This is a genomic window from Methylotetracoccus oryzae (assembly GCF_006175985.1).
Taxonomy (GTDB): Bacteria; Pseudomonadota; Gammaproteobacteria; order Methylococcales; family Methylococcaceae; genus Methylotetracoccus; species Methylotetracoccus oryzae.
Window position 1 is genome coordinate 85,266 of record NZ_SRSH01000001.1, and the last position, 14,004, is coordinate 99,269.

Consider the following 14,004-nt stretch of genomic DNA (forward strand, 5'->3'; position numbering starts at 1 on the left):
CCGCGGGGCCCGGATTTGCAGCCTGCTTCTTATTATTGTTGTTTGCGGGTTTTCTTATTGTTTTTTGTAATCGAAAAAGCCGAGCTGGCCTACTACTTGTTTCTCATGATCTGGCGCTCGACCTCAGCTTTCGTCTCCTCGAAAGCCTTGACCGGGACGCTTTCCATCTCGCGGCTCTTCAGCAGAAACACGAGCACGACAGCCAGAGCAATGATGCCGCCGATGTAGAGCCAGAAATTGTCTTTTTCGTTTTCCATTCTTGTACCTCAACAGAACGCAGATCATTTCACTAGTTCAGCCCACCGGTAGGGCAGGACTAGCACCAAACGCGGTCCTCGACCGCGTAGCGTTGACCGGGAAACGAGACGCTAGCTTCCCAATCACCGCGATTATTCTAATTGCGGTTGACAGACATGTTCAACACCGCAGGGAATTTTTTCGCGTATTTTTCGTATCGGAGCCGCCGCGACGGCACGATCGCATGGGAGAGAACCCTTTGCGATCGCATTATTTCGCTTGCCAAACCGCGGCTTACACACAACCAACTGTCAAGCCGCTGTGCCGCCGGCACTCTCAGAATGCGGCGGCGAAACCCAGCATCCCTATGGTGGACGGCGTGGACGCCGTCGTGCCACCGCTCATCTGCCCGTAGATCGCCAGTCGCTGATCGACGGTCCAGATGAAACCCAGACCCACCGCGTTCTGTTTGCCCTCGCCCAGTTGAGCTGACGTGACGCGGACGTTAGGCAGGCGAGGCAATGTCATGGCATTGTAGAAGCCGTGCACGAACAGCGCGAAGTCCTCGCCGAAAAAATCCCGCTGCAAGGCCCACTGGAAGCTCTCCTCCCAGACGTTTTCGCCATCGATGCTCTGAACGCGCGTCGCACCGAGGTTGTATTCGAGATCGATCTCGAAAGGCAGAGACTGGTCGAAATTGAGGGTGATCGCCGGCTGGGTGCCACCGTTGAAGGGGCGACTGCCGAACCACTGCGTCTGCAGATAAGCTTCGGCCGCGGCGGCCGGCAGGTACCAGTCCGGCTTTTCGGTCCATAGCTGGATCTTCGTATCGAACGCTATCGGCGCGAAACCCCAGGCCGATGCCGAACCGCCGGACCAACTCACGCCGTTGCCGAAAATGCGGAACTCGACGTCGTCGGTCAAGCCATAGCGCAGGAGAAATTCGGCGTTGTACTGGGCGGGCGAGCCTTCCGCGCTGCCGTAGTAAGTCAGCGGCGAGATCTCGACGTACGCCCGACCGGCCGGAAGCGTGAATGCGCTATTCGGAAAATTGGCCAGGTCAGGCCCCGGATTGGCGATGTCGACGCGCTGGCGCCAGAGCGCGATGTTCTCGGCCAGGCGCGCGCGCGAACGGTCGTAGCGCCCGCGAAAAAAGCCTTCCTCGAGTCGCTCCGCCTGCGCATGCGCATAGCGGCGCAGCGGCGCCTCATCGATGTCGGTCCTGCCCTGAATCGCACCACGGCCGGCCGGACCCGAGGTCTGTGCGATCGCCCCTCCCGGCCGGCCGGCACCCTTTTGGCTGAAGAAGGCATCGCTCAGCCGCCCCGCCTGGCGGTGAGCGAGCGCGTGCGCGCGTCCGCTGAACCGTTTCAGTTCTTGCATCGCATCATCGGGAGTCGGCCTGGCAGGCTGACGCTGGCGCGACGAACTCGCAGGAAACGTCCTCGGTTTAGCCTGCGTGGCGCCCCGCAAGCGATATGATGGGCCGGTTTGTGGCAGCGTCCGGGTCTCTACCGGACGCTCGGCGGCCGCTCCGTCCCCGACCGCGGACATCAGCCCGGCGATCAACAAGCTGGCCCAGCGGAAGGTACGCCGAAGCCTCCGATCACGGCACGCAACCCCCGGGTCCACGCTGGCGCCGGCAATGCAGCCCGAGGTCATTGGATCAGCGGTATCTCGACGGCTGTTTCGGCGCTGACCGCGGCATGAATTTTCTCTTCGATCTGATAGTAACGTGCCACCTTCCGGGCCGGCAGCACTTTCTGGAAAGACGGCAGATACTGGCGCATTAGCCGGATCCGGCGCTCTTCGTGCAGCAGCAGTTCCTTGGTGTACTCGAGCGCCAGCGCATCCGTCATGGCGGCGTAGTCGCGGCCGTAGTTCCTGAGGTGAACCTCGCGATCGCTCTGCAGCGCCCGCCACTCGCTTTGCAGGCGTTCGTACAGCGGCCAGAAGCCCGAGGCTTCAGCCGCGCTGAGCTGCAGAAAATCGCCTACGAGTTGCCGCTTGTCCGTCTGGTCGGCCAAGCCCTCCGGCCCCATCACGGGGGCAGCGGACAGTCTCGAGCCAGCCTCGATGAAGAACACCAGTAAGGCGGTCACCCCTCGCCGCATGGCCACTCCTGCGTTGACTCATCACCCTGCAGCGCCGGCGGCCACACCGTAACCTGCAAACGCCACCTGTCCCGCAGGTTCGCCGAAAACACCGGCGGATGCAAGCCATCCGCCTCTGGCGCCCTGCGGGATTCTCCTGTCATCAAGCTGACACACACCGTGACGATACTGAGCGCGCTTGACGGCCTCGTCCGCGCGCCTTTCGCAGGGTGAGCGCGACCGCGCCGCCAAGGGACCGAACGAACCCTGAGCTGAGAGCGGAGCCCCCCGTGTACGAGAAGCGCGTGATCGAAACCAGCGACAGCTTTTGCTGCGAAATCTCCTACAAGGCGCGGCGGGAACCTGAATCCGCCATGCCCCGGATTCGTTACCGGCACGTCAGCCATTTCATGCATGCGCTGCAGGCGGTCGTGATCGTGCTGGGAGTCCTCTAGTCCCGACAGCGACGGCGCCAGCCCGGCGATCGCGGTATCCACAAGCCAGCCGCCCCGCCGGCAAGCAATTCCCTACCTTTCCGCGTTAGAATAGGGGCGTTTCCCGCCACCTTCGGTGTGTGCCCGCCCATGTGTCTCGCGATCCCGATGCAGATTGTCCAAATCGACGGACACAACGCCATCTGCAGTGTGCAGGGCGTCCGACGCGACGTCAGCCTCTCTCTCGTTCAGGATCAGGCCCTCGCCGTCGGCGATTTCGTGCTGGTGCATGTCGGCTATGCGATCCAGACGCTAACGCCCGAAGAGGCGCGAGACTCGCTCGATCTGTTTGACGAACTGATGACGGCGGACGCTGTCGAGGCCGAGTCATCGTCGCATGCATGAGCTGTCGCTCTGCGAGGACATCATCGACCAACTGACCGCCCTCACCCGGCGGCATGGCGCGAAAGGGGTGGCGCGGGTCTCGGTCCGGATCGGCGCCCTGGCCGGGGTCGAACCCATGTTGCTGGAGCAGGCCTTCCAGAGTGCGCGTATTGACACCGTCGCCGAGCGGGCCGAGTTCCATACCGAGTGGGTAAAGACCCGTGTGAGCTGCCTTGCATGTGGCATGGACGCCGAAACAGCCCCGAACGATTTGCGCTGTCCCGCGTGCGGCAGCCACGATACGAAACTGACGCGCGGCGAGGAATTGACGCTGGCGTCGGTCGAGTTGCTCGTTCCCGAACCCGAAGTCGATCCCGTTTCGCTGGACTGCATCCCTGCGCCAAGAGGTCACTAGCATGTGCAATACCTGTGGCTGTAACCTGACCCCCGGCAACCGCCACTTGCTGCAACCGCTGGCCCAGCCGTCCAAGGCGGCCGCAGCCCCCGAAAAGATACTCGGCGAGCTGCTCGCCGCGAACCGCCGCCAGGCCGAGGCTAACCGCGCCCGGCTCGACGCCCACGGCATCCTGACGATCAACCTGATGTCCTCGCCGGGGTCGGGCAAGACGGCGCTCCTGGAAGCGACAATCCGAACCCTGCCGGCGGGACTGCGCATCGCCGTCATCGAAGGCGACCTCGAAACCGAGAACGACGCCGAACGCATCCGCGCCCTCGGCGTGACGGCCCACCAGATTACCACCGGCACCGCGTGCCACCTCGACGCGCACCTCGTCGCACTCGGCCTGGATCAACTCGATCTGGACGCGATCGACATCCTGTTCATCGAGAACGTCGGGAATCTGGTCTGCCCGGCCAGCTTCGATCTCGGCCACCATCGCAATGTCACCCTGCTATCGGTCACCGAAGGCGACGACAAACCGGCGAAGTATCCGGTCATGTTCCGTGCCGCTGACCTCATGTTGATCACGAAGAGCGACCTGCTGCCCCATCTGCCCGAGTTTTCGCCCACGCGCGCGGAGACCCACCTCCGCCGGCTGGCGCGTGATGCGGAAGTGATCACCGTGTCGGCGAAGGGTGGCGATGGGATACCCCTTTGGCACGAATGGCTCGCTCGCGAGCGGCGTCACTACCACGACCTGCGCCGACAGCAACGGAGCCTGCACCCCCGTATCCAGCCCGACGGCGCGCGGCTGCACACCTCGGCCACACCCGATATTCGCTTCGTCCCCGTCGCTGCGGGCATGGCCCCGGGCCGGCCCGGCCGATGAGCGTCGCGCGCGATCAGTTGGCCGCCATCCGCGCGCTCCCGCTGTCCGGCCCGGTGCGGATCATGAACGTCTGTGGCGGACACGAGCGGACGATTTCGATGGCCGGTCTGCGCACGGCGCTTCCCAATGACATCCGGCTGATCCCGGGGCCCGGATGTCCGGTCTGCATCTGCCCGGAAGAGGACATCTATCAGGCGATACGGCTCGCGCTGGACGAACGGGTCGTCCTGGCCAGTTTCGGGGACATGCTGAGAGTTCCGGTCAACGTACCGCGCAGCGCCGTCCGTTCGCTGGATCAGGCGCGCGCGGCAGGCGGTGAAGTGCGGCCGATCGCATCGCCGCGGGACGCCGTCCGCATTGCCCGCGAGCACCCGGGTCGGCCGGTGGTGTTCCATGCCGTCGGCTTCGAGACGACCTTGGGACCGATCGCCGCCATGATCGAGGAAGGCCTCCCCGACAACCTGTCGCTGCTGGTCAGCGGGCGGCTGACATGGCCCGCGGTGGCGATGCTGCTGGAATCCGAGCAACCGGGATTCGACGCGCTCATCGCGCCCGGTCATGTGTCGACACTGATGGGCCCGGAGGAGTGGACCTTCGTACCCGAACACCATGGCCTACCGACCGCCGTCGCCGGCTTCACCCCGGAGAGTATCGTCGCAGCGACGCTGTCGGTGCTGACGCAGCGGCTGGAAGGACGCGCCGTGCTGGACAACTGTTATTCCGCAGCGCGCCCGGGCGGGAACACGGTCGCCCGCGCGGCGCTCGAGCGCTGTTTCGACATCGTTCCCGCGATCTGGCGCGGCATCGGCTCGATCCCCGGATCGGGTTTCGCGTTGAAGCCGCATCTGGCCGCACACGACGCCCGTCGGCGCTTTCCCGGCTACGCTGACGAGGCCCGACGGAACGCCGGCGCCATGCCGCCGGGCTGCGACTGCGCCCGCGTGGTCCTCGGCAAGATCCTGCCCCCCGAGTGTCGCATCTACGGCTCGCCGTGCACGCCGCGGACTCCGGTGGGTCCGTGCATGGTCTCCGACGAGGGCGCCTGCCGGATCTGGTGGTCCAGCGGTATTCGGGAGCGCTCTGCGGAGCGACGCGCGGACGCACCCGCCGCCCCGGCCTGACGCACCCCGACCGCCGCCATGGGTGAGTTGCTCGCCCGTCTCATCACGGTCGAAGGACGCGTTCAGGGGGTCGGCTTCCGCCCCTTCGTCGCCCGCCTCGCCCGTCAACTCGAAGTCACCGGGTGGGTACGGAACCGCGCCGGGCGTGTCGAGATTCACGCGGAAGCGTGCGCGGGCGTGCTCGACCTCTTCGTGCGGGAACTGTCGGAACGCGCGCCACCGCTGTCCCGGGTCATGCCGCCTGCGGTCGAGAAGGCGGTTACTCGGGGCTTTCGAGAGTTCGAGATACAGGCCAGCGACACCGGCGACGGCGCTGCCGGCCGGATTCCACCCGACTACTTCGTCTGCGACGACTGCCTGGCGGAAATGCGCGATCCCGCCCAGCGACGTTATCGCTATCCGTTCATCAACTGCACGCAATGCGGCCCACGCTATACGCTGATCGATCGGCTACCGTATGATCGGCCAAACACCGCAATGGCCGCGTTCGCATTCTGCCCCGATTGCCGCGCCGAGTATCTGGACCCTTCCGACCGCCGCTACCACGCCCAGCCCCTCGCCTGCCCCAACTGCGGCCCCAGCCTTTCGTTCCGCGCCCGCGGGGCACCCGAGGTCGTTGGTAACGAAGCGGCGCTTGCCGCCTGCCTGGCCACCTTGCGGTCGGGCGCCATCGTTGCCATCAAGGGCGTCGGCGGCTATCACCTGCTCTGCGACGCGGCCGACGAAGCGGCGGTCGCGCGGCTGCGCCAGCGCAAACAGCGGCCAACGAAACCGCTTGCGGTACTGGTGCCATGGCAGGGGGCGGATGGGCTCGACCGCGTCATGGAAATTGCCGAACCCGACACCCGCGAGCAGCATCTGCTGACCTCGCCGCTGCGGCCCATCGTGCTGGTCCGCAAGCGGAGCCCGTCGCCGCTGGCACCGAACATCGCTCCTGACCTCGCCGAGGTCGGTGTGATGCTGCCCTACAGCCCGCTGCACCATCTGTTGTGCGAGGATTATGGCGCTCCGCTCGTGGCCACTTCGGGGAACATCAGCGGCGAACCGGTACTCACCGAACGTGATCAGGCGGAACAGCGTCTGGGTTCGGTCGCGGATGCGTTTCTGCATCACGACCGGCCGATCCGACGGCCGGCCGATGACGCGGTCTTTCGCCGCATCGCCGGAATTCCGCGCCCCTTGCGCCTCGGCCGAGGCAACGCACCCGCGGAGTATGCCCTGCCATTCATGCTGGCCGAACCAACGCTCGCGTTGGGCGCCGACCTGAAGAATACCGTCGCCCTGGGCTTCGGCGACCGCGTGGTGATCTCGCCACATGTCGGGGACCTTGGATCGCCCCGGAGCGGGGCCATTTTCGAGCAGATCATCGACGCACTGCAGTCGCTGTATGCGCAGCGCGCAGCACGCATCGTCTGCGATGCCCATCCCGGCTACCGCTCAGCACGCTGGGCACGCAGCAGTCACCTGCCGGTGGAGCGCGTATTCCATCATCACGCGCACGCTGCGGCCCTGGCGGGCGAATACGGTCTGTCGGAGGACATCCTGGTCTTTACCTGGGATGGCATCGGTTACGGCGAGGATGGCCACCTATGGGGCGGCGAGGCCCTGCTGGGCCGCCCCGGCGCCTGGCGGCGTGTCGGCACGCTTCGTCCTTTCCGATTGCCGGGCGGCGAGTTGGCCAGCCGCGCACCCTGGCGCTGCGCCCTGGCACTGTGCTGGGAACAGGGGCTCGACTGGCACGCCTGCCCGGAGCCAAGTGGACTGTTGCGACAGGCATGGGAACGCCGGATGAACAGCCCGGTCACTCATTCGGCGGGCCGGTTGTTCGATGGCGCAGCCGCATTGCTTGGACTGTCCACGACGACCAGTTACGAAGCACAGGCCGCGATGATGCTGGAGGCGCTCGCCGTCCCCACGGACGAGTGTGTAGCGCTGCCGTTGCAGCCTGACCGGGAGGGCGTCCTGGTCATCGACTGGGCACCTCTGATCCCGCCGCTTATCGACCAAGGCACCAGTGCGTCGCAGCGCGCCTCGCTGTTTCATTCCAGCCTCGCGCAGGCCATCGCCGAACTGGCGTGCGTGGTCCGCACGCGGCATCGCATCGGGTGGGTAGGCCTGACAGGCGGGGTCTTCCAGAATCGACTGCTGGCCGAGCAGGCGATTTCGCGCCTGACTTCCGCCGGCTTCACGACACGGCTACCGAATGGGATTCCGGGAAACGATGCCGGCATCGCCTACGGGCAGATCATCGAGGCCGGTGCCCGCAGCAGGGCGCTCCGCGCCAGCCAAGGCGGATCCCCAACCCATCCAACCGTTCTCCAACGGCCGGGCGACTCTTACTGACACCCCTGAGCATCCCATGGCAACGACATCCGACAGCAGTTTCATCACCATGGCCCATGGCAACGGCGGGCGACTGATGCGCGAACTGATCGAACACGTCTTCGCACCGGCCCTCGGGAATCCCGACCTCGACACCAACGCCGACGCCGTGCGGTTGCCTGACTTGTCCGGGGATGGCGAGTGGTTGATCACGACGGATGGCTTTACGGTCGATCCGCTGGAGTTTCCGGGCGGCAATATCGGCAGCCTGGCGATTCACGGCACCGTCAACGACCTCGCGGTGTCGGGAGCGACCCCGTGCTACGTGACGCTCAATGCCTTCATCGAGGAAGGACTGGCTCTGTCGATACTGGAGCGACTGGTGCGCGGTATCGGGGAGGCGAGCCGCGAAAGCGGAGTGCGTATCGTGGCCGGCGATACCAAGGTGGTCGGACGCGGCCAGGGCGGTGGCCTTTATCTGGCGACGACCGGTGTCGGGCTCCGGCCCCATGGCTTGCAGTTAGGCCTCGACCGGATCCGTGCCGGTGACCGCATCCTCGTCAGTGGCCCCGTCGGCGACCACGGCACGGCGGTACTGCTCGCGCGGGAGCAGTTCGGGCTCAGCGGGGACCTCCAGTCGGATGCGACCAGCGTGCTGCCGATCGCTCAGGCGCTGATCAAGGGCCCGGGACTGCGCTTCATGCGGGATCCTACACGCGGCGGCATCGCCACGGTCGCCCACGAAATCGCGCGAACCACGGGCCACACGGTACGACTCCAGGCAGCACGGATTCCGGTCCGCCCCCCGGTGCGGGCGGTGTGCGACATGCTGGGCTATGATCCCTGCTACCTGGCCTGCGAAGGCCGTATCGCGGCCGTAGTCTCGCCTGAATCGGCAACGGCGGCACTGGCCTCGCTGCGCAGCCTCGGACACCGACACGCCGCGATCATCGGAGAAATCGCAGCCGGGCGTCCCGGCGTCGTGTTGGAGACGGCCCTGGGGGGTGAGCGCATCCTCGAGGAACTCGAAGACGACCCGCTGCCGCGTATCTGTTGATGTCACGGCCGCGCAGCCCCGGCGTGGCGCTGGCTCATCCCCCGCCCTCGGACATATGATCATGTCCGGCTTTCGACCTGCACCCCGACGCAGTGCGCGGAAGCCGCGAAGCACAACAATGAACCGAAGAGGTCGAGATGAAACCTGCGCTTACACTCACCGGCATCGCTCTCATCCTGCTGACGGGACTGTCCATCGCCACCGCAGCGGAACACGCCGAGGAAGCACTGAAGCATGCCCAGGATGCGGCCAATGCGCCCGGTGACTCGCTGTCGATTCGGGAACATGCGTCCGAGGCGTTGAAGCACATCGAGGCGGCAAAGGAAACACATGCGCAGCAACCGGAGGTCATCGAGCACCTCGAAAAAGGCGAGGTGGAACTCAAGAACGCGATCGACCATGCCAGCCATTACAATGCGACCAGCGCAACCGATACCGCATCGGATGCGAAGGCGCACCTGGAACGTGCCCACGATGCAGCCAGCGCAACGCCCGCTCCGGCCCCCTAGCCGACAATCGATCGCAGAACAGGCCTCGCATAGCGGTTGCCAATACGACGCGCCTGAGCGATCCTGCCGCGTCAGAGACATTCAACCCGACCGAGGTAGCGAAGGATGCGACTGGAAGATGAATCCGAAAGTACGAATGTGGAGGACCGGCGCGGTTCCGGGCCGGCGACCGGCTTCGGAAAGCGCAAGCTTGGCATCTGGGCGATCGTCATTGCCCTCGTGGCGGCGTACTTCGGGATCGATCCGCGCCTGATTCTCGGGTTCCTGTCCGTCGGCGGACAGGTCGTCGAGCAACACTCGACCGCGGCGACGCCAGCCCGTCCCGGGCCCAAGGATGAGGCCTCGATCTTCGTTGCCAAGGTGCTGGGCAACACGGAACGCGTCTGGGAGCAGATCTTCGACGAGTTGGGCGCTCGCTACAGCAAACCCGCATTGGTGCTCTACACGGGGGCCACGCCATCGGCCTGCGGCCTCGGGCAGGGAGCGATGGGGCCGTTCTACTGCCCACTCGACCAGAAGGTCTATGTGGATCTGCGTTTCTTCGATGAACTGCAACACCGTTACGGAGCCCCGGGCGACTTCGCCCGAGCCTACGTGCTGGCGCATGAAGTAGGCCATCATGTCCAGAAATTGCTGGGGATTTCGGAAAAGGTGCAGTCCCTGCAGCAGCGATCCGGGGAGGCCCAGGCGAACCAACTCTCGGTCCGGCTGGAGTTGCAGGCCGACTGTCTGGCGGGGGTCTGGGCGAATCGGGCCCATGAGTTGCGGAACATACTGGAACCCGGCGACATCGAGGACGGGCTGCGCGCCGCGGCCGCGGTCGGTGACGACACCCTGCAGCGCCGGACTCAGGGTTACGTCGTGCCGGAGAGCTTCACGCACGGAAGTTCTGCCGACCGGGCCAAGTGGTTCCGGCTCGGTTTGAAGGAAGGCCGTCTGCAGGCCTGTGATACCTTTGGCCGTTGACTCCGTTGGCTTCAGTCACGCTCCAAGCCAAGCTTTCCACGCCCGCCATGCGCTTAGAGTGGCTGTGGCGCGTCGGTACCGCGCGAGGGCGGTTGCCGATGGCTTGCGATTAAGGCCTCATGCCACCATTCCCGTATCCCACGGAGAAATCCCATGACTCGACATCACTCGAATCTCGCCGCGTTGTTGACCCTGGCTGCCTCGCTATTGAGCACGGCGAGCGGGGCTTGCACGCTCGTCGACAAGCGCCCTGTCCGGCTCGGGACGGATCAGGGGATACAGGGCCGTTGTGCGAACAACGGGGAATCGATCACCTGCACGGTCGACAACGACGGCGAAGGGATCGACTGTTCGGGACCATCCGGAGAGTTCTCCGGGGACAACATGGGCAATCTGGTCAGAGCCGCATGCGGTTGTTCCGCTTCGCAGCAGGATCCGCAGAACCTGCAGCAACAGCTCGACGCCTATCCCTGAATGAACGCCGGCCGGGCAATCCGCTCACCGCGGCACTCCGGCGATGCACCTGCTCCCGGCCAGGACGCAGTTCGGCGCCCCTGACGGACCGCTGACGCCTGTTCGCTCGAACACACGATGGATAAGAAAGCACACATGCCGCTTCGATGCCTGATATTCCTGTTTCTCGGCCTGAGTCTGTCGCCGGCGTGGGCGGCAGAGCCTGATGCAGTCGATCCGCTACCGGCCTGGACTGCGGGTGCGAACAAGCAGGCGATCGTGGCCTTCGTCGAACGCGTGACACGCCCGAACAGCCCCGATTTCGTGCCTGTCCCGGAACGCATTGCGGTGTTTGATCACGATGGCACGCTCTGGGTCGAACAGCCGATCTACCCCCAGTTCGTTTTCGTGCTCGAGCGCTTGCGCGCGCTCGCTCCGCGCTTTCCCGGATGGCCCAGCAAGCAGCCCTTCAAGGCCGCCCTCGAAGGAAATTACGCCAGCCTCGCAGCCCAGGGGCCCATCGCACTGCAACAACTGACGATCGCTACACACTCCGGCCTGACGACGGATCAGTTCGATGCGGCGGTGAAGGACTGGCTCGCGCACGCTAGCCACCCCCGTTTCGGTCGGCCGTACAGCGAGCTTGCCTATCAGCCGATGCTTGAACTGCTGGCCTATCTTGAGCGTCATGAGTTCAAGAACTGGATCGTGTCCGGCGGCAGTGCGGATTTCATTCGCGTCTGGTCCGAGCGGGTTTACCGCATACCGCCAGAGCGCGTGATCGGCAGCAGCGTCAAACTCAAATTTGAGATGGCGGACGGAAAATCGCTCCTGGTTCGCCTGCCGGAGATCGATTTCATCAACAGCCACGCCGCAAAACCGGTCGGTATCCAGCAACAGATCGGCCGCCGGCCCCTTATGACATTCGGGAACGCCGACGGGGATCTACAGATGCTGCAATGGACTTCGGGCGGCTCGGGTCCGCGTTTCGTCGGCTTGATTCGGCATACGGACGCAGCCCGCGAATACGCGTATGACCGGGAGGCCAGCGTGGGTCATCTCGAACTGGCGCTGGACGAAGCCAAACGCCGGCGCTGGCCCGTCGTGAGTATCCGGGACGACTGGGCGAAGGTATTCGCGTTCGACCGATGACATCAACGGCTCTGCCCGGCCGGCGGGCCAGAGGCGGCATCAAGCAAAAGCTACTGCCATACCCAAAGATAAATCGAGAACGGCCCTCGCGGAACCGCGATTGACGGCAATCTCGATCAGGCCGATCGAGTTGCAGTACCAGAACGCCGTTCCCGCCCCGACCGCAGAGAAGGTCCGCGCCTCCTGCAGGCAGTGCGGCCCGACACGAAGCCTCCGTCCAGCGAACGTCGGGAGGTAACGCAGTCCGGTCATCGCATTACCGTAAGCATCAAAGTAGATCACCCGCTCGAATTCGTCGGGCCAGGCCGTCAGATCGGGACCCCCATAGGGCGTGTGCGCCCAGGTAAAATCCCGCTGCGCGATACGGGCCGCGATCGGCGCGAACAGATCGCGCCCATGGAAGGTCGACGTCAGCGACGGGGGGCGCCAATCGATGCGAAACCAGGCTGGCCGCCGGCAGCGGGCCGCTGCGGTGTTGAAGAGGCCATTGTCGGGGCCGACGAACCATCGACCATCCGCCTCGAGCGCGACGGGGGACCGTTCGCCGCCCACCCCTGGATCGACGACACCGAGAATCACGCTCGACGGCGGCGTGAAAGGCACCAGCGCAGCCAGCAGGAATGCGCCGGCGGCCGGGTCGAAATGCGGCGCATCGTTCATCAGGCGCACGATATCGCGATTGCCGTGTTGCAGGAGAACCGACTCCATCTGGCCCAGATAGGGCCCTTCGGCGCCAAAATCGGTGAACAGGAGAATCATGCGCTGCGGCGAAGCCGGGCGCATCGGTGCGGCGAAAACCTCGACCGAGGCCCCGGTGTCCTTCTGCTTTCAGGCTCCGGGACGTTCGCCGCGCTCATATCGGCGCCTGCCCTCCCCGAGTCAGCCACCGCCGATCTGCACGGAGTCGTCAACGGTGCTGGCGGGAACGAAGAAGCGCGAGAACATCAGGCCCAGTTCGAACAACAGCCACATCGGAATGGCCAGCAGGGATTGCGAAACCACGTCCGGGGGAGTCAGCACCGCACCCACGATGAACGCGGCGACGATGATGTACGGGCGCTTCTCGCCGAGGCTCTTGCGATCGACGACCCCGCTCCAGACCAGCAGGATGGTGGCGATCGGCACTTCGAACGCCGCACCGAAGGCGACAAACAAGGTCAGCACGAAATCGAGATAACGCGTGATGTCAGTCATCATCGTGACCCCTTTCGGCGCGGCCGCAGTCAAGAAACCGAAGATTAGGGGGAACACGACGAAGTATGCGAAGGCGATGCCGCCGTAGAACAACAGGGTACTGGCCACCAGCAGCGGCAACATCAGACGGCGCTCATGCCGGTACAGACCTGGGGCAATGAAGGCCCAGGCCTGGTACAGAACGTAAGGGATCGCCGCCAGGAAGGCGACCACCAGCGTCAGCTTGAATGGCGTAAAAAAGGGCGACGCCACCTCGATCGCGATCATTTGCGTACCGGCCGGCATATGCTTCAGCAGCGGGCCGGCCAGAAAGGCGTAGATGTCGTTGGCGTAGTAGGCAAGGCCAAGGAAGATCAGCAGGATCGCGACGATGGATCGCAGCAGACGATCCCGAAGCTCGACCAGATGCGAAACGAAGGTCTGCGCGGTATCGTCCGGTGGACGGCCATCAACCATCGCGCCTTACCTCCTCGACGTGGGGCCGCTCGGGAGTGGCGTCCACCTGCCCAGACTCGGCGGGGGCCTGTGGCTCTTCGACCGACAGGCGGTCGACCAAACCGTCGATGGTGACGTTGCTCAGCGCCTTCCGCTGTTTACTCAGCGATTCGCGAAGATCCTGGACCTGCAGTTCCTGATCGATCTCCTGCTTCACCGATGAAACCATGGAACGCGCCTTGCGGACCCAGAGAGCCGTTTCGCGCGCGACACGCGGCAGTTTTTCGGGACCGAAGACGAGGAGTCCAACGATCCCGACCAGCACCATCTCCCAGAAGCCGATTTCGAACATCGACGG

The 14,004-nt window shown here is 64.8% G+C and carries 17 protein-coding genes; 11 read left to right on the forward strand and 6 right to left on the reverse strand.

Annotation, left to right across the window (positions count from 1 at the left end; genetic code table 11):
- Positions 1 to 92 precede the first annotated feature (92 nt).
- The 3 genes from BWR02_RS21020 to BWR02_RS00370 form a co-directional block, all read right to left on the reverse strand.
- Positions 93 to 257: a hypothetical protein gene (locus BWR02_RS21020; RefSeq protein WP_165370064.1), complete on the reverse strand. Its 165-nt coding sequence runs from the start codon at positions 255 to 257 to the stop codon at positions 93 to 95.
- Positions 258 to 573: 316 nt separating this feature from the next.
- Complete coding sequence (locus BWR02_RS00365; protein WP_139555811.1) at positions 574 to 1,620, reverse strand: transporter; 1,047 nt, start codon at positions 1,618 to 1,620, stop codon at positions 574 to 576.
- A gap of 275 nt (positions 1,621 to 1,895) precedes the next feature.
- Entirely contained in the window at positions 1,896 to 2,351 is a 456-nt protein-coding gene (locus BWR02_RS00370) for a hypothetical protein (RefSeq protein WP_139555812.1), read from the reverse strand.
- A gap of 269 nt (positions 2,352 to 2,620) precedes the next feature.
- Between BWR02_RS00370 and BWR02_RS20750 the strand changes: the two genes are divergently transcribed.
- The 11 genes from BWR02_RS20750 (at position 2,621) to BWR02_RS00420 (ending at position 12,017) form a co-directional block, all read left to right on the forward strand.
- Positions 2,621 to 2,785, forward strand: a complete 165-nt coding sequence (locus BWR02_RS20750; RefSeq protein ID WP_162559951.1) for a hypothetical protein — start codon at positions 2,621 to 2,623, stop codon at positions 2,783 to 2,785.
- Between the two features lie 129 nt (positions 2,786 to 2,914).
- Positions 2,915 to 3,169, forward strand: a complete 255-nt coding sequence (locus tag BWR02_RS00375) for a HypC/HybG/HupF family hydrogenase formation chaperone (protein WP_139555813.1) — start codon at positions 2,915 to 2,917, stop codon at positions 3,167 to 3,169.
- The gene (locus tag BWR02_RS00380) at positions 3,162 to 3,563 is read left to right on the forward strand and encodes a hydrogenase maturation nickel metallochaperone HypA/HybF (protein WP_139555814.1); all 402 of its coding nucleotides are present in this window, start codon (positions 3,162 to 3,164) and stop codon (positions 3,561 to 3,563) included. Before BWR02_RS00375 ends, BWR02_RS00380 begins: the two co-directional genes overlap by 8 nt.
- A gap of 1 nt (position 3,564) precedes the next feature.
- Positions 3,565 to 4,437 (forward strand): hydrogenase nickel incorporation protein HypB, encoded by an 873-nt coding sequence (gene hypB, locus BWR02_RS00385; RefSeq protein WP_139555815.1) that lies wholly within the window; start codon positions 3,565 to 3,567, stop codon positions 4,435 to 4,437.
- Positions 4,434 to 5,558, forward strand: coding sequence for a hydrogenase formation protein HypD (gene hypD, locus BWR02_RS00390; protein WP_139555816.1), 1,125 nt, complete (start codon positions 4,434 to 4,436; stop codon positions 5,556 to 5,558). The genes hypB and hypD overlap by 4 nt, the downstream gene beginning before the upstream one ends.
- Before the next feature lie 18 nt (positions 5,559 to 5,576).
- The gene (hypF, locus tag BWR02_RS00395; RefSeq protein ID WP_139555817.1) at positions 5,577 to 7,901 is read left to right on the forward strand and encodes a carbamoyltransferase HypF; all 2,325 of its coding nucleotides are present in this window, start codon (positions 5,577 to 5,579) and stop codon (positions 7,899 to 7,901) included.
- Positions 7,902 to 7,917: 16 nt separating this feature from the next.
- Positions 7,918 to 8,937 (forward strand): hydrogenase expression/formation protein HypE, encoded by a 1,020-nt coding sequence (hypE, locus tag BWR02_RS00400; protein WP_139555818.1) that lies wholly within the window; start codon positions 7,918 to 7,920, stop codon positions 8,935 to 8,937.
- Between the two features lie 137 nt (positions 8,938 to 9,074).
- A complete protein-coding gene (gene smbP, locus BWR02_RS00405) occupies positions 9,075 to 9,446 on the forward strand; it encodes a small metal-binding protein SmbP (RefSeq protein WP_139555819.1) in 372 nt (123 codons plus the stop codon).
- 105 nt (positions 9,447 to 9,551) lie between these two features.
- Positions 9,552 to 10,412, forward strand: a complete 861-nt coding sequence (gene ypfJ / locus BWR02_RS00410; RefSeq protein ID WP_139555820.1) for a KPN_02809 family neutral zinc metallopeptidase — start codon at positions 9,552 to 9,554, stop codon at positions 10,410 to 10,412.
- A 153-nt stretch (positions 10,413 to 10,565) separates the two neighbouring features.
- The gene (locus tag BWR02_RS00415; RefSeq protein ID WP_139555821.1) at positions 10,566 to 10,886 is read left to right on the forward strand and encodes a hypothetical protein; all 321 of its coding nucleotides are present in this window, start codon (positions 10,566 to 10,568) and stop codon (positions 10,884 to 10,886) included.
- Between the two features lie 117 nt (positions 10,887 to 11,003).
- A complete protein-coding gene (locus BWR02_RS00420; protein WP_139555822.1) occupies positions 11,004 to 12,017 on the forward strand; it encodes an HAD family hydrolase in 1,014 nt (337 codons plus the stop codon).
- A gap of 39 nt (positions 12,018 to 12,056) precedes the next feature.
- On the opposite strand, the gene BWR02_RS00425 is transcribed toward BWR02_RS00420, so the two are convergent.
- The 3 genes from BWR02_RS00425 to tatB form a co-directional block, all read right to left on the reverse strand.
- Positions 12,057 to 12,800 carry an SAM hydrolase/SAM-dependent halogenase family protein gene (locus BWR02_RS00425; RefSeq protein ID WP_236101783.1) on the reverse strand — a complete coding sequence of 248 codons (744 nt, stop codon included), beginning with the start codon at positions 12,798 to 12,800 and terminating at the stop codon, positions 12,057 to 12,059.
- A gap of 96 nt (positions 12,801 to 12,896) precedes the next feature.
- A complete protein-coding gene (gene tatC, locus BWR02_RS00430) occupies positions 12,897 to 13,667 on the reverse strand; it encodes a twin-arginine translocase subunit TatC (RefSeq protein ID WP_139555823.1) in 771 nt (256 codons plus the stop codon).
- On the reverse strand, positions 13,660 to 13,998 hold the full coding sequence (tatB, locus tag BWR02_RS00435) for a Sec-independent protein translocase protein TatB (protein ID WP_139555824.1): 339 nt from the start codon (positions 13,996 to 13,998) through the stop codon (positions 13,660 to 13,662). Before tatB ends, tatC begins: the two co-directional genes overlap by 8 nt.
- Between the last annotated feature and the right edge of the window lie 6 nt (positions 13,999 to 14,004).

Bases quoted from the DNA above. Each gene is read 5' to 3' on its own strand.
- BWR02_RS21020 (WP_165370064.1), bottom strand. From the start codon at position 257: ATGGAAAACGAAAAAGACAATTTCTGGCTCTACATCGGCGGCATCATT.
- BWR02_RS00365 (WP_139555811.1), bottom strand. From the start codon at position 1,620: ATGCAAGAACTGAAACGGTTCAGCGGACGCGCGCACGCGCTCGCTCAC.
- BWR02_RS00370 (WP_139555812.1), bottom strand. From the start codon at position 2,351: ATGCGGCGAGGGGTGACCGCCTTACTGGTGTTCTTCATCGAGGCTGGC.
- BWR02_RS00375 (WP_139555813.1), top strand. From the start codon at position 2,915: ATGTGTCTCGCGATCCCGATGCAGATTGTCCAAATCGACGGACACAAC.
- BWR02_RS00380 (WP_139555814.1), top strand. From the start codon at position 3,162: ATGCATGAGCTGTCGCTCTGCGAGGACATCATCGACCAACTGACCGCC.
- hypB (WP_139555815.1), top strand. From the start codon at position 3,565: ATGTGCAATACCTGTGGCTGTAACCTGACCCCCGGCAACCGCCACTTG.
- hypD (WP_139555816.1), top strand. From the start codon at position 4,434: ATGAGCGTCGCGCGCGATCAGTTGGCCGCCATCCGCGCGCTCCCGCTG.
- hypF (WP_139555817.1), top strand. From the start codon at position 5,577: ATGGGTGAGTTGCTCGCCCGTCTCATCACGGTCGAAGGACGCGTTCAG.
- hypE (WP_139555818.1), top strand. From the start codon at position 7,918: ATGGCAACGACATCCGACAGCAGTTTCATCACCATGGCCCATGGCAAC.
- smbP (WP_139555819.1), top strand. From the start codon at position 9,075: ATGAAACCTGCGCTTACACTCACCGGCATCGCTCTCATCCTGCTGACG.
- ypfJ (WP_139555820.1), top strand. From the start codon at position 9,552: ATGCGACTGGAAGATGAATCCGAAAGTACGAATGTGGAGGACCGGCGC.
- BWR02_RS00415 (WP_139555821.1), top strand. From the start codon at position 10,566: ATGACTCGACATCACTCGAATCTCGCCGCGTTGTTGACCCTGGCTGCC.
- BWR02_RS00420 (WP_139555822.1), top strand. From the start codon at position 11,004: ATGGATAAGAAAGCACACATGCCGCTTCGATGCCTGATATTCCTGTTT.
- BWR02_RS00425 (WP_236101783.1), bottom strand. From the start codon at position 12,800: ATGCGCCCGGCTTCGCCGCAGCGCATGATTCTCCTGTTCACCGATTTT.
- tatC (WP_139555823.1), bottom strand. From the start codon at position 13,667: ATGGTTGATGGCCGTCCACCGGACGATACCGCGCAGACCTTCGTTTCG.
- tatB (WP_139555824.1), bottom strand. From the start codon at position 13,998: ATGTTCGAAATCGGCTTCTGGGAGATGGTGCTGGTCGGGATCGTTGGA.